8 protein-coding genes are annotated in these 14,526 nt (G+C 74.8%); all 8 read right to left on the bottom strand.

The annotated features are described in order from the left end of the window. Positions 1–30 precede the first annotated feature (30 nt). The 8 genes from ACFWBW_RS23315 to sbnA all read right to left on the bottom strand — a co-directional run bounded on the left by ACFWBW_RS23315 (position 31) and on the right by sbnA (position 14,063). Positions 31–1,083, bottom strand: coding sequence for a nuclear transport factor 2 family protein (locus tag ACFWBW_RS23315; RefSeq protein ID WP_385375375.1), 1,053 nt, complete (start codon positions 1,081–1,083; stop codon positions 31–33). Then, positions 1,080–1,880, bottom strand: coding sequence for a thioesterase II family protein (locus tag ACFWBW_RS23320; RefSeq protein ID WP_385375378.1), 801 nt, complete (start codon positions 1,878–1,880; stop codon positions 1,080–1,082). Before ACFWBW_RS23320 ends, ACFWBW_RS23315 begins: the two co-directional genes overlap by 4 nt. After that, positions 1,877–7,192, bottom strand: a complete 5,316-nt coding sequence (locus ACFWBW_RS23325; protein ID WP_385375381.1) for an amino acid adenylation domain-containing protein — start codon at positions 7,190–7,192, stop codon at positions 1,877–1,879. The genes ACFWBW_RS23320 and ACFWBW_RS23325 overlap by 4 nt, the downstream gene beginning before the upstream one ends. Positions 7,193–7,224: 32 nt before the next feature. Continuing rightward, complete coding sequence (locus ACFWBW_RS23330; RefSeq protein WP_385375384.1) at positions 7,225–9,135, bottom strand: ATP-binding cassette domain-containing protein; 1,911 nt, start codon at positions 9,133–9,135, stop codon at positions 7,225–7,227. A 9-nt stretch (positions 9,136–9,144) separates the two neighbouring features. Next, entirely contained in the window at positions 9,145–11,502 is a 2,358-nt protein-coding gene (locus tag ACFWBW_RS23335) for a M20/M25/M40 family metallo-hydrolase (RefSeq protein WP_385375387.1), read from the bottom strand. 145 nt (positions 11,503–11,647) lie between these two features. After that, complete coding sequence (locus ACFWBW_RS23340) at positions 11,648–11,869, bottom strand: MbtH family protein (RefSeq protein ID WP_385375390.1); 222 nt, start codon at positions 11,867–11,869, stop codon at positions 11,648–11,650. An 8-nt stretch (positions 11,870–11,877) separates the two neighbouring features. Beyond that, entirely contained in the window at positions 11,878–12,972 is a 1,095-nt protein-coding gene (sbnB, locus tag ACFWBW_RS23345; protein ID WP_385375393.1) for a 2,3-diaminopropionate biosynthesis protein SbnB, read from the bottom strand. A gap of 11 nt (positions 12,973–12,983) precedes the next feature. Beyond that, positions 12,984–14,063, bottom strand: a complete 1,080-nt coding sequence (sbnA, locus tag ACFWBW_RS23350) for a 2,3-diaminopropionate biosynthesis protein SbnA (RefSeq protein WP_385375396.1) — start codon at positions 14,061–14,063, stop codon at positions 12,984–12,986. Positions 14,064–14,526 lie beyond the last annotated feature (463 nt).

Consider the following 14,526-nt stretch of genomic DNA (forward strand, 5'->3'; position numbering starts at 1 on the left):
GCCGTTCGGGCCGGGGCCGGGCCGGTCCCGTCAGACGAGGGGGCTGAAGAAGTACGTGTCGCGGCGGGTGATCAGGCCGTCGGGCGCGAGCGTGAAGAAGTCGGCGAAGCGCAGGGAGACGGTGCTGCCGTCGCGCAGTTCGCCCTGGAAGCCGCCCTGGACGGCGACGTCGCCGTCGGCCGCGGTCACGGCGGTCACGGTGTGGCGGCCGTGGCTGATCACCCGTTCCCCGCGGTAGAACCGGTCGAGTTCGGCGCGGCCCTCCAGCGGCGGGTAGCCGGGGCGGTGGTAGACGGCGTCCGGGGCGAACAGCGCGGTCAGTCCGTCGATGTCCCCGGCGTCGACGAGCCGGTAGTAGGTGTGGACCTTCTCGACGTCGGCGGAGAGGTGGGCGGCGGTCATGGCGGGTGCGGGTCCTTCCTGGAGGGTGGTGGTGCGGGGGCGGCCGGGGTGGGCGACCGTGATCACGAAGCCGTCGGCCACCCGGAAGCGGCCGTGGACGGGGAACGGGCCCCGGTCCAGTCGGAACGCGCCGCCGGGCAGGTCGAGGGCGAGCTCGACGTCGTGGAAGTCCCAGAAGCGGCCGGTGAGCGGGTAGAGCACCTTGTAGACGCTCTCCTTGGCGCTGAACACGACCTTCGCGAACAGCAGGGCCGAGGCTCCGGGCGGAAGCTGGTGGCGCTCCCCCGGGGTGCACACCAGGTCGAGCACCTCGTGGGGCAGCGGCTGCGCCGGCTCGATGTCGATGCCGATGCCGGCGACGTCGGCCGCCGGGGCGACGGCGGCCGCGCACACTCCCCCGGCGTGGGTGATGCTGCCGACGACTCCCGGCGGCCAGACCGGCGATCCGGCCGCCCCTCTGCGGATCGGCGTAGGGGCGACTCCGAGGCCGCCGAGCGCGAGGCGGGCACTGTGGCGGCCGAGGGCGAACTCCCGTCGGCGGTGGTCCACGGCTGCCCGGACGGCGTGCTCCTCCTCCGGGTAGAGCGGGGGCAGCCGGCCGGTGCCGCTGTCCAGGGCCGCCACGGCGACGCCCTGCGGGGCGAGGGACGCGACGTGGCGGCCGACGGTGGCAGCGCTCACGTCGACCCCCGGGGCACCGCCGCGGGTGCCCCCAGCGCGGCGGCGACCGCGGACAGCACGTCGTCGAGCCGGTCGTGCAGGTAGAAGTGGCCGCCGGGCAGGACGTGGCTGCGGAACGGGCCGGTGGTGAGCTCCGCCCAGGCCGCCAGGTGCTCGGGGCCCACGCCGGGGTCCTCGCTGCCGCCGAACACGGTGACCGGCGTCCGGAGCGGGGGCCGGGCGGTGAACCGGTAGGTCTCGCAGAGCGCGTAGTCCGCCCGGATCACCGGCAGGAGCAGGTCCACGAGTTCCGGATGGGCGAACACCTGCGGCGGGGTGCCTTCCATCCTCCCCAGATGGGCGATGAGTTCCTCGCGGGGCAGCCGGTGGACGTCCTCGGTGGCGCGCGGCAGCGAGGGAGCCCGGTAGGCGGAGGCGAACAGGTGGTCGGGGGTCCGTCCGCGGGCGGTCAGCGCGTGGGCGAGCTCGTGGCCGAGCAGCGCCCCCATGCTGTGGCCGAACAGGGCCAGCCGGGGGTGGTGGGCGGCCCGCTCCAGCATCCGGTCGACGAGTTCGTCCACCAGCTCGGAGGTCCGGGTGGCCGGCGGTTCGCCGAACCGGTTCTCCCGGCCGGGCAGCTGGACGGGGACGACCTCGGCGGCGGTGCCGAGCAGGGCGGGCCAGTGGCGGTACGCGGACGCGCCGGCGCCCGCGTGGGGCAGGCAGAACAGCACGGTCGCGGGCTCCGTTCCGGCCGCGGCCGGAAGCGGCGGCACGGGGAACCAGGGCGTCGGGGCGTACGGGGGGCGGCTGGTCATCGGGTCACCGTGCTTCCCGGCACGTAGGCGCGGCGGGTGAGACGCGCGGGGCCCGGGGCGGCCGGGGCGGGTGCGGCGGTGTGCCCGGCGAGGTGGGTGGCGACGGCCCGGACGGTGGGGTCGCCGAACAGGTCGGCGATGGGCAGTTCCACGCCGTACCGCTCGCGGACCCTGACCAGCAGCTGCATGGCGAGCAGGGAGTGGCCGCCCAGCAGGAAGAAGTTCTGGTCGGCCCCGACCTCCGGGACACCGAGGAGTTCGGCGAACAGCGCGCCGACCTCCCGCTCCAGCGGGGTACGGGCCGGCTCGGTCGGCGCCGTCTGCGTGAGGTCCCGGTGGGGTGCGGGCAGCGCGGCCCGGTCGACCTTGCCGTTGCCGGTGAGCGGCAGGCGGTCCATCCGTACGAACGCGGCGGGCACCAGGTATTCGGGCAGCAGTGCCCTCAGGTGGGCGGCCGCCTCGTCCGGGGCGGGTGCGTCGTCGCCCGCGTAGTAGCAGACCAGCCGCTTGGCGGCGGCCTCGCCGTGGACGACGGTGACGGACTCCGCGACCCGGGGGTGGCGCAGCAGCGCGGCGTCGGCCTCGCCGGGTTCGACGCGGAAGCCGCGGATCTTGACCTGGAAGTCGGCTCGGCCGAGGAAGTCGACGGAGCCGTCGGGCAGTCGGCGGCCGAGGTCTCCCGTGTCGTACATCCGGGCGCCGGGGGTGTCGGCGAACGGGTCCGGGAGGAAGCGCTGCGCCGTCAGCTCCGGGCTGCCGACGTAGCCCCGGCCGAGGCCGTCCCCGCCGACGTGGATCCGGCCGGGCACGCCGACGGGGCAGGGGGCCAGGCGGGCGTCGAGGATGTGGACGGTGGTGTTCTCGATGGGCGTGCCGATCGGGATGCGGGCGCCGGCTGCCGCGGGGTCGGCGGCGACGGTGTGGGCGGTCGCGAAGGTGGTGGACTCCGTGGGCCCGTACCCGTTGATCAGGCGGGGTCCGCGGGCGAGGCCGGTGACCCGGGCCGCTGCGCTTACGTCGAGGACGTCGCCGCCGACGAGCAGTTGGCGCAGGGGCGCGAAGATCTCGGGGTCGTGGGCGGCGAGCTGGTTGAACAGGGAGGTGGTGATCACGGCGGTGTCGACGCGGTGGTCGCGCAGCGCCCGTGCGAGCCGGTCCGGGGTGAGGACGCTGTCGCGGTCGAGGCCGATCAGGGTCCCGCCGTTGAGGAGGGCGCCCCAGATCTCGAACGTGGCGGCGTCGAAGGCGGCGTTGGAGAGCTGGGCGATGCGGTCGCCCTCGGCGAAGGAGGCGTAGCGGGTGCCGAGGACGAGGCGGGCGATGTTGCGGTGGGTGATGCCGATGCCCTTGGGCACTCCGGTGGACCCGGAGGTGTACATCACGTACGCGAGGTCGTCCGGGCCGGCGGCGTCGGCGGCGGACGGCGGAGCGCCGTGCTCGGCGGCCTCCAGGGCCTGCGGGTCGAGCAGCGTGGCCAGTTCCAGTACGGGGACGTTCGCGCCGGCGGCGCCACCGGTCCCTTCGGCGGCGAACGAGTCCTCGCCGTCGGCCGTCAGGACGGCGCGGACGCCAGCCTCGGCCAGCACCTGGCGGCGGCGGTCCACGGGGTGGGCCGGGTCGAGCGGCACGTAGGCCGCACCCGCCTTCACCGCGGCGAGCATGCCGAGGACGACTCCGGGGTGGCGGTCCATGTGCAGGGCTACGCGGTCGCCCACGCCGATGCCCAGCTCGCGCAGCCGTCCGGCGAGCAGGTCCGAGGCGCGGTCCAGGCCGCGGTAGGTGAGGCGGGTCCCGCCGTGTACGAGGGCCGGGGCGTCGGGGGTGCGGTCGGCCCGCCGTGCGAAGAGGGCGGCGAGCGACTCCTCGCGCGGGTAGGGGGAGCCGGTGTCGTTCCACAGCTTCAGCCGGCCGAGTTCCCCGTCCGACAGCAGGCGGGCGTCGCCCACCGGGGTGGCGGGGTCCGCGGCGAACGCGGCGGCGAGGGTGCGGAAGTGGAGGGCGAGCCGCTCCATCGTCCCGGGGTCGAACAGCGCGGCGGCGTAGTCGATCATGCCTTCGACGCCGTCGCCGGTCTCGGTGAGGACCATGTTCAGGTCGACGAGGGACGTGCGGTGGGTCAGCGGCAGGGACACCGCGTCGAGGCTCCCGAGGCGGACGGCCGCGCCGCCGCGGCCGGTCTGGAGCGCGCCGAGCCCGGAATCCCGTCCGCGGTGGGGGCTGGTGAGGCTGAACAGCACCTGGTAGCCGGGGGCGCGGGAGGCGTCGCGGGTCAGCCGCAGCCGCTCGACGAGGGTGGGGAACGGCATGTCCTGGTGGCGCAGGGCGTCCGTGACGGCGTGCGCGGTGGCTCGGACCCGGCCGAGGAAGTCCTGCCCGGCGTCGACCCGGGAGCGGATCAGGACGGGGTTGACGAAGTAGCCGACGGTGTCGTGGGTGGCCGGGTCGGTGCGGCCCGAGGTCGGCACTCCGACGAGGAAGTCCTCGCGGCCGGTGTACCGGTGCACCAAGGCCTGGAAGACGCCCAGCAGCACCGTGAAGAGGGTCGTGCCCTCGCGGGCGGCGAGTTCGCGCAGCGCCGTGACGGTGGGGCCGTCGAGGGTGAAGGGGACGGAGCCGCCCTCGTAGGACTGCCGGGCCGGGCGGGGCCGGTCGGCGGGGAGTTCCAGGACGGGTTCGCAGCCGTCGAGGACGTCGCGCCAGTGTTCCCACAGCTCCTCGGCGTGCCGTGCGCCGGCCGCCGCGTGGCGGCGCATCAGCGTGCCGTGCGCCCGGCGGGGTGCGGGCAGGGCGGTGGCGCCGTCGGCCGCGCACAGGGAGCCGAGTTCCTCGGCGAGCAGGGTCAGCGACCACATGTCGGCGACGATGTGGTGCACGACCAGGCAGAGCACGTCGCCGCCGGGGTGGGTGAGCAGCAGGGCCCGCAGCAGCCGGCCGGACGACAGGCCGAACGCGGTGCCGGCGATCTCGCGGTCGGCGAGGTCACGCAGCCCGGCCTCGTCCAGGGCGGAGGCGTCGGCCACCGTGAAGTCGGCGGCCGTGTCGGCGCTCACCTGCTGGAAGGGCACGCCGTCCGTGGCGCCGAAGGCGGTCCGCAGGGCGGGGTGGCGCTCCACCAGACGGTCCAGGGCTTCGCGCAGGACGTGCGGGGCGAGGGGGCCGCACAGGCGGAGGGCGACGGAGATGTGGGCGGCGGTGCCGGGGTTCTGCTGCTCCAGGTACCACAGGGCGCGCTGACCGCTCGTCAGCGGCAGCGGGGCGTACGGATCGGTGTCGCCTGATCCGGAGCCCGCGGCGGCGGCGGCGTCGGGGGCTGCGTCGGGTGCTGCGTCGGCGTCAGGAGCGGCGTTCGGGGCCTCGGGGCTGCCGAGGCGGGTGTCGCCGAGCTCCCGGATGATCTCGTCGAGGGTGGAGCCGCCGAGCAGGGCCTCCAGCGGGAGGTCGATGCCGAGTTCCTCCGTCACGGCGGCCTTGAACTGCAGGGTGGCGAGCGAGTCCATGCCCTGGCCCACGAGGGCCGCGGCCGGGTCCGCGGGCCGGCCGAGCCGGTCGGAGGCGATGCGCAGGACCGTGGCGCGCAGGTCCTCGCGCTGCTCCGGTGCGTCCGGGGCGGTCTGCTGTCCGCCCTCCCAGTGGTGGACGGTCCGCAGGCCGTCCGCGGCCAGCAGTTCCCGGCAGTGGGAGCGCTGGACCTTGCCGCTGGAGGTGCGGGGCACGCTGCCCGGCCGGACCAGGACGACCGCGCCCGGGGTGAGACCGTGCTCGCTGCCGAGCGCCGCGAGGACGGCGGTGACGGCGTCGGCGTAGTCCTCGCCGTCCTTGGGGCGGGTCGTCTCCAGGACGAGCACGGCTTCCTCCCCCTGTGCCCCGGCCCGGGCGAAGGCCGCTCCGCCGCGGCGGACCAGGGGGTGGGACTCGGCGGCGGTGTACTCCAGGTCGGAGGGGTAGTGGTTGCGTCCGCGGACGACGATGAGGTCCTTGCTGCGGCCGACGACGTGAAGGTCGCCGCCGTACAGGAAGCCGAGGTCGCCGGTGCGCAGCGTGGGAGCGCCGGGTGCGGCGGGGGTGCCGAAGGTGGTGGCGGTGGCGTCGGGGCGGTTCCAGTAGCCGGCGGCGACGCCGGCGCCGCCGACGGCGATCTCGCCGACCTCGCCCGGCACGCAGGGCGCCCCGGTGCCGGGGTCGACGACCGCGACGGACACCCCCTCGGAGGGCGGGCCGCAGCTGACCACCTCGGTGCCGCCGGGCAGCGGCGAAGGCACCCGGCCGGGGGCGAGGCTGTCGGCGTCGAACGCGACGGGGGCGGTGTCCCCGACCGAGCGGCCGGTCACCAGCAGGGTGGCCTCGGCGAGGCCGTAGCAGGGGAAGAACGCCTGCTTGCGGAAGCCGGTCGGCGCCATCCTGGCGGCGAACCGGTCGAGCGTCTCGGCGCGCACGGGCTCGGCACCGTTGAAGGCGACCGTCCAGCGGGACAGGTCGAGGCCCTCCAGGTCCTCGTCCGAGAGCCGGTCGGCGCACAGGTCGTACGCGAAGTTGGGGCCTCCGCTGACCTGGGCGCCTTCCTTTGAGATCAGTTCCAGCCACAGCCGGGGGCTGGTGACGAACGAGAACGGGGACATCAGGGTCGCGCTGCCGCCGGCGTACAGCGGTTGCAGGATGCCGCCGATCAGGCCCATGTCGTGGTACGGCGGCAGCCAGCTGACGGCGTGGCTGTGGGGGCCGGTGCCGAAGGTCCGCTGGATCTCCCGTGAGTTCGCCAGCAGGTTGCCGTGGGTGACCATCACCCCCTTCGGTGATCCGGTGGAGCCGGAGGTGTACTGGAGGAAGGCGACGGTGTCGGCCCCGATCTCCGGGCGGCGCCAGGCATCGGCGTCGGGCATCGGGTCGGTCGGCGAGATCATCTGGGCCGCGCGGTCCCCGGTGAGGTACTCGGCGATGGAAGCGCCGTCCTCGTCGGCGAGCACGGCCGCGGCGCCGGCGTCGGCGAGTACCGCCGCGTGCCGGGCGGAGTGCCGCACGCGCGGCGGCGGGTAGAGCGGTACGGCCGTGGCTCCGGCGTACAGGCAGCCGAGGAACGCGGCGATGTAGTCGAGGCCGGGGCTGAGGAGGACGAGCACGCGCTCGCCGGTGAGGCCGCGGCCTTGGAGGTGTGCGGCGATGGAGCGGGCCTTGGCGTCGAGTCCGGCCCGGGAGAGTTCGTCGCGGCCGCCGTGGCGGCGGACGAAGGAGAAGGCGGTGCGGTCGGGGTCGGCGGCCGCCCGCTCGCGGACGAGGTCGGTGAACGTGCCCGTCGGGGCAGGGGGAAGCAGTGACACGGAAGTCTCCTGGGGTCGGCGGTGCGCGCGGATCAGACCGTGCGCCAGCGCAGCCAGCGGGCCGCTGCGGCGAGACCGGCGGCCGCCATCACGGTGAGGACGAGAAGGTCGATGAGGAGGGCGGGGCCGATGTCGCCCGCGAGGCTGAGGCGCAGGCCCTCGGCGGCGTACGTCGGCGGCAGCAGCATTCCGGCCAGGCGCAGCGGTGCGGGGAGGGACTCCGGCGGCATCAGCACGGGAGAGGCCAGCAAGAGGACGAAGACGAGCAGGTTGGTGACGACGACGGTCAGTTCGACGTCGTCGATGAGCGAGCCGATGGTCATGCCGAGTGCGGCCAGGGCGAGCGCGGACAGCGGCAGGACCAGCAGCAGGGCCGGGGAGAGGACCACGTCCGCGCCGAAGAGGTACTTCGCCGCGAGGACGGGAGTCAGCAGCCCGGGCGCGACCAGGACGAGCCGGGCGCAGACCAGGGCGGCCACGAAGGAGGCCTTGTTGATCGGCAGGGAGGCGTAGTAGAGCATCTGCCCCTGGCTCTTGAGATGCCCGATGCGCTGCGCCAGCGTGGCGATGCCCTCGGTGGCCAGGGCGAACACCGCGGCGCCGCTGACGATGTAGAGCATGCTCTCCGGGCCGGCGGGGGTGGTGCCGATGCGTGACAGCCCGAAGACCATGGCGAGCGGCATGAGGCAGCCGAACATCAGCGTCCACGGCCAGGTGGACCGGACCTCCAGCATCTGTTCGAGCCAGAGGTACGCGAATTCCACGCCCGCGCGGCGCATCCGCTGCCGCAACGTGCCCCGGCCGGGCCGGACCCCGTCCGCTGGGGCAGGGGTCGGGGCCGGGGCCGGGGCCGGGAGGGCCGTCGGCGCGGGGTCCAGGACGGCGACGGCCGGGGAGCCTGCACGGCCCGCCGGCACGGGGGCGGCCGCCTCTGCGGCTTCGGCGATGGCGATGACGTCGGCACCGGCACCGGTGCCCGCCTTGCCGTCCAGGGCGAGGTAGACGTCCTCCAGCGACGGCTGGGCCAGCCGGAAGTCGCCGATGCGGGACATGCCGACGGACTGCACCAACTGCTGCAGCAGCGCCGGGACCTGTTCGGTCGCGGACCGGATGACGTAGCTGCCGTCGCGGCTCCCGGCGGTCACCTCGCCGACGGCGCTCAGCTCCCGCACCTCGGCGTCGCTGAGCACCCCGGAGCCACGGACTAGCAGTTCCAGCCGGGTCCGGTCGCCGATCTGCTGCTTCAGCTCGTCGGGCGTACCGGAGGCCACCACCCGGCCGGCGTTCATCACGGCGACCCGGTGCACTGCGGACTCCGCCTCGAGCACGTTGTGGGTGACGAGCAGCACCGTGGTGCCGTCCTCGGCGTTGCGCCGGGCGACGGCATCCCAGATCACCCGCCGGTTGCGCGGGTCGAGTTCGTTGGTCGGCTCGTCGAGGACAAGGACCTTCGGCCGGCCCATCAGGGCCATGCCGATGTTCACCAGGCGCATCGAGCCGCCGCTGAGCTTGTCCACGTACCGGTCGGCCCGGTCCTCGAGGCCGAACTCCTCGATCAGCTCACGGGTCTGGAGCCTGGCGTCCCGCTCGCTCTGGCCGCGCAGCCGGCCGGTGAAGTAGAGCGCGCGGTGCACCTCCATCCGGCGCATCGGCAGGCCCGCCTGCGGCAGGAAGCCGGTGATGCGCTTGACGGCTTCGGGATCGCGGACCGGGTCCAGGCCCTCGACCCGCAGGGTGCCCGAGGTGGGCCGGGTCAGGCCGAACAACTGGGAGACGAGCGTGGTCTTGCCGGCGCCGTTGGGCCCCAGCAGGCCCAGGACCTGGCCCCGCTCGACGGTCAGCGTCACCCCGTCGTTCGCGCGGACGCGCTTTCCGTCGCGCCCGGTGTACTCCCGGGTCACGTCGTGGATGTGGATGGCGGCGTCACGGGTTGCCTCGGACACGGCTCCTCCTCACAGGGTCGTGACGCTGCGGACCACCGCGGCGTCGGTCGGTGCGTAGCCGTACGGGGAGGCCGCCACTGCGGCGGGTCGGGGTCCGGTGAGTGCCAGCGCCTCCTTCGGCAGCCCGCTGGTCAGGTCGAGGGCGTCGACGCGCAGCGGCCGGCCCGGGTCTGTGTCGCAGCTGAACTCGGCCGTGGCGGTCCCCCACCACTGGAAGACGACGTACGGGCCGTCCTCCTGCGGGAGGGAGGCCGCGTCCAGCCGCTCGCCGCCCACCCGGCACTCCAGGACTGCGCCGCGCTCCAGCCGGACCTGGATCATCCAGGCGTCGCGCCGGGTGGTGACCCGTACGTCGACGGTCCGACGGCCGTCGACCGTCCGCTCGCCGGTTGCGGCGATCTCCGGGGCCGGCAGGCCCAGCGCCGGTGCCTTGGCGGTCAGTGCGGGCGATTCGAAGGGGAAGTAGTGGTCGATGGGTGCACGGCGGGCCCCCTCGCCCAGGACCTTGGAGGTCCAGGCGTCCGGTTCGGGGTCGGGCGACACCCACAGGGACGTGCCCTCGGCGGTGTCCGCGACGTGGATGAGGGCGTCCGGGCGGGGCCGCACGGCGTCGTAGTCGTGCCGCACGGCGGTGGCGACGAGCAGCGCGCAGGCGGTCGCGGCCGCGAGGGGCACCGTGATCCTGCTGCGCGGGGACCCGCCGAAGACGGCGAGCAGCGGCAGCGCTCCGAGGCACAGAAGGGCGAAGGCAATCGCGGCGAGCGGCAGGCCGAGCGCGGTGAGGAGCATGTCCGCGAGCGGGGAGTACAGCACGGCGGCAACGGCGAGCGGTGCCGTCAGCCACACCGCGGCCGTGCCGGGGCGCGGCGCCGTCCCGCTGTCCGGGGCCGCCACCCACAGGGCGGGCAGCAGGGCCAGCAGCGGCCACTGGAAGAGGTAGCCGACGCCCGGGGCGAACAGGGTGGCGGCGGTCAGCAGGACGGCCCAGACGGCGGCCGAGCCGGCGAGCCATTCGGTCGGCCGCAGCCGGCCGCGCGCCGTGCGGGCCGCGGCCAGCAGCAGCGCCAGGACCGCGCACGCCATGGCGGCCACGTACCCGCCGCGGGCGTACGGTTCGTGGAGCGGCAGGGCGCGGGTTTCCGGACTCAGAGCGAGCGCCGCCCACCACAGGCCGGTGACGGTCAGCGCCACGGCGGCCGTCAGCAGCAGTACGGATCCTGCTGCCGCGGCGGCGCGCCGGGGCCGCAGGGCGCCGCGGCGGGCACCGCGGAAGGCGAGGGCGACGAGCGCGAACACGGTGGCCGCGGCCAGTACGGACGCCCACCGCACCGGGTAGTCGACCAGTACGCGGCCGAAGAGGTCGAAGTAGACGGCGGTGTGGCCGCTGCGCAGCGTTCCGGGGGCGTCGGCGAGCAGCCGGGTCAGCGCGAGCATGGTCTCGCCGTGGTGCTGGAGGCTGCCGCGGTCGAGCCGCTCGACGCTGTCCGAGGCGTCGTGGTAGTCCTGGAAGCCCTCGATGAAGGCGAAGTTGAGCCCGGTGGCGCCGGCGTCCCGGAAGGCCGTGAAGTCACTGCCGTTGGGCATGTGGCGGTAGACCTCGTAGGAGAGGGAGTTGGCGAAGGTCACCGCTCCCGTCTCGGACAGGGCACGGACGAGGCGGGCGTTGCCGTCACCGGCCTCGAACATCAGGGAGGGGCCGGAGCTGCCGCGCGCCTCCCAGTTGAGGACCGCGGCCACGTCGCCGACGCCGTGCCGGCGTACGTACGCGCGGGCGCCGAGCGCGCCGAGTTCCTCGCCGTCGGTGAAGAGGAACACCACGTCGCGGTCCGGCCGGTCACCGGTGCCGAGGGCGCGCAGGGTCTCGAGCATGGCGGCTACGGCGGCGCCGTCGTCCGCGGCGCCGGGTGCGCCGGGCGCGGAGTCGTAGTGCGCGACGACCAGCAGCGCGCCGTCCGCGGCCGGGGCGCGGCCCGGCAGGGTTGCCACGATGTTGTGCACGGTGGCCGCCGGGTACGGGCTGCCCCAGGCGCGGGTGGTGGCCTGGTCGGTCTCCACCGCCACCCGGGCGCCCAGCCCCGTCAGCCGGGACACCAGGTGTTCGCGCACCTGGACCTGCCGGGGGCTGCCGAGCGGGTGCGGCTCGGCGGCGACGACCCTGAGGTCCGCCTCGGCCCGGCCCGCGGAGAACTCGGCCGGGTCGGCGTCGGCCGCCAGCGGGGCCGGCGGGGTCACGGCGAGCACGGCCAGGACCGCCAGCACCGCGGGGACCAGCAGCGGGAGACACCGCAGGAGCGTCGCCCGCCATCGGGCCACGGGCGCGGCGGCGCCGCTCGGCGCGGTGTCCGGTGTCGTTGTCGGGGCGCCCACGGGGCGGTCTCCTTCGGTGTCGCCGCCGCCGGGCGAGGAGCCGGGGCGGATCCGGGCGGTGGGGGGAGGGAAGTGGTGGGGGAAGGGGAAAGGAGGGCCGGGAAGGGGGGTGCCGCCTTCCCGGCCTTTCCGGCCGTCCCGGCTGCTACGGGGCGGACGCGGACCCGGCCTCGTGGCGCTCGCGGACACTGCGCGGACGCATGTCGGTCCACACCTCGCCGATGTGGGCGAGGCAGGACTCCCTGGTGCCGGTGTGGCCGGCTTCGTGCCAACCGGCGGGCAGCGGTCGGTCCGCGGCCCAAAGGGAGTACTGCTCCTCGTCGTTGACGACGACGCGGTGGAGGTCTTCGGTCTGCGTGTCGGCCATGTCGGTGGTCACCTCGCTGCGTTCTGGAAGAAGTCGGACACGGTGAGTCCGGCGCCGTCGGCGACGGCGCCGTCGTAGGCCCAGCGGCCGACGGCGAGGTCCAGCACGCCGAGGCCGAAGGGGGAGAAGACGGCGGGCCGCGTGCGGTCGCGTGCGACGCGGCCGTGGAGCAGGTCCGCGAGGGTGCCGTCGATGAAGTCGCGGTTGCCGACCTGTTGCTCGGCCAGGTGGAGGGAGGTCCGCTCGCGTACCGCGTGGTCGATGTCGTCGGTGAAGTTCTGCGACGCCAGGATCAGTTCGGGTGCGAGGTCGCGCAGGGACAGGTGGAGGACGACCGGGTTGTGGGCGAGCAGCCGGGGGTCGTGCAGGTGGGGTTCGCCGGCGACGGTGGTGAGGACGACCAGATCGCAGTCGAGGAACGCTTCCTCCACGGTGTCGACGGCCCGGACGTCCGTGCCTTCGGGGCTGTGGGAGGACAGGCCGGCCGCGAAGCGTTCGGCGTTCTCCCGCTTGAGGTCGAAGACGCGGTAGCCGTCGGCCGCCCAGCCGAGGTCGGTGAGGAAGCGGGTGACGTGGCCGGCGATGAGGCCGCTGCCGACGATGCCGATGCGCCCGGCCGTGCGGGAGCCGATGAGCGTCTCGGCGCCGAGGACCGCGGAGGCGGCGGTGCGGGTGGCGGAGATGATCGACGACTCGATGCAGGCGTACGGGTAGCCGGTCTCGATGTCGTTGAGCAGCAGCACCGCCGAGGCGCGGGCGAGGTCGTGCCGGGTGTTCTCGGGGAAGCTGGCGATCCACTTGATGCCGGCGGTCTCCGTCTCGCCGCCGAGGTAAGCGGGAAGCGAGATGATCCGGGCCGTCGGGCGGTCCGGGAAGCGCAGGAACGCGCTGTGCGGGTTGGCGGTCTCCCCCGCGTCGTGCGCGAGGTAGGCGCGGCGCACGGCGTCCACGCACTCCTCGCGCCGGCCCTCGACACGGCGCAGGATGTCCGGGGCGCCGAGGACGGTGAGGGCGGGGAGCGGGGCGGGGACCGGTACGGCCTGCGGATCGGTCGGGGAATCGGTCGCGAAAGCGGTCACGGGATCGGTCACGAGGTCGGTCATGGGGCTTCCTTTCAGCCGCTGAGGGCCGCGAGGCCGTCGACGGCCGCGGGGGCGTCGTCGGAGAGGGCGGGTCCGGTGGTGGGGACGGCCGCGGCTGCGGGGCTCGCGCCCAGGTGCTCGGCCGTCCAGACGGGGTCGTAGATGGTGTCGGCGTACGCCTGTCCGCGGTCGGCGCAGAGGAAGGCGACGGTGGGCCGCCGGGGAAGGTCGCGCCCCTCGAAGTAGCGGCCGATCGCGGCGTACACGCTGCCGGTGGAGCCCCCGCAGTACAGGCCGTGGCGGCGCAGCAGCTGGTGGCAGCCCTCGGCAGCCTCCGCCTCGGGGACGATGACGACGTCGTCGATCACGGCCTCCCGGACGAGGGGAGGGACCATGCTGGAGCCGAGCCCGGGGATGCGGCGCACGCGGGGCGGGCGGCCGAAGATGGCCGAACCCTCGGCATCGACGGCGACCACTCGGACGTCCGGGTAGGTCTCCTTGACCCGGCGGGAGAGTCCTGCGACGGTGCCGCCGGTGCTGACGCCGACGAAGAGGTAGTCCAACTGCGGGAGGGCGTCGCACAGTTCGCCGCCGGTGAGCGTGCGGTGGGCCTCGACGGCGTCGGCGTTGGCGTACTGGTTGGGCCAGTACGCGCCGGGCGTCGCGGCGACGAGTTCCTGGACGCGGTCGAGTCGGGTGGCGAGGAAGCCGCCGCTGGAGTCCCGCCGGGTGACCTTCTCCACCCGGGCGCAGACCATCCGCAGGTACGTCTCGGTGGACGCGTTCACATTGGGGTCGATGACCGGCACGAACTCGAGGCCGAGGGCCCTGCAGAACGAGGCGAGCGAGATGGCGAAGTTCCCGGAGGAGGACTCCACGACGGTGCTGCCGGCGGTGATGTCGCCGCGCTCGATCGCCCGCTTGAGGATCCAGAACGCCGAGCGGTCCTTGCTGCTGCCGTTCGGGTTGCTGAACTCGAGCTTGGCGAAGAGGTCGAGACGCTCGTCGGCGAGCTGAACCAGCGGGGTCCGTGGCATCGCGGAGCGCAGTGCCGCGATCCGCGCGGCGAGCGCGTCGGCACCGCCCTGGCCGGACGGCCGGGTGTGGTTCACGTCAGTCCATTCCTGTCGGTGAGGAGCGATTCGGTCGTGCGGGACCCCGGATCGGTGGTTCCGGCCGAACCTTCGGGCGGGTACGGCCGGCGGGTGGTTCGCAGGTGAGGGGCCGTGGCGTGCCGCGCGGGCGGCAGGCGCGGCGGCGATCGGAGTCGGGTGGCGGGGGCCGTGCGCCTGATGTCGGCCGGGCGGGCCGGAAGTTGAGTGGTGACGGCAGGCTGCGAGCGGCGGGCGGCCGCTGGGCCCGGTGTGCGCCACGGGGGGCCGTACGGGCGGGCCGCCTCGGATGCCGGGGCACCGAACCGGGCATGCCCGGAGCGGGAGTTCACCGGTCGGTTCACCGGAACGGGGGGGCGCGGCCGGGGGCTGCTGCCGTCGCGGGGAGCGGGAGCGGGAGCGGCAGGGTGGGGTGGGGTGCGCGAGCCTCAGTGCGGAGCACGACGCACGGCGGGGCACGGCG

Origin of the sequence: Streptomyces sp. NPDC059957, from assembly GCF_042730015.1 — a bacterium.
In the GTDB taxonomy this organism is placed as follows: domain Bacteria; phylum Actinomycetota; class Actinomycetes; order Streptomycetales; family Streptomycetaceae; genus Streptomyces.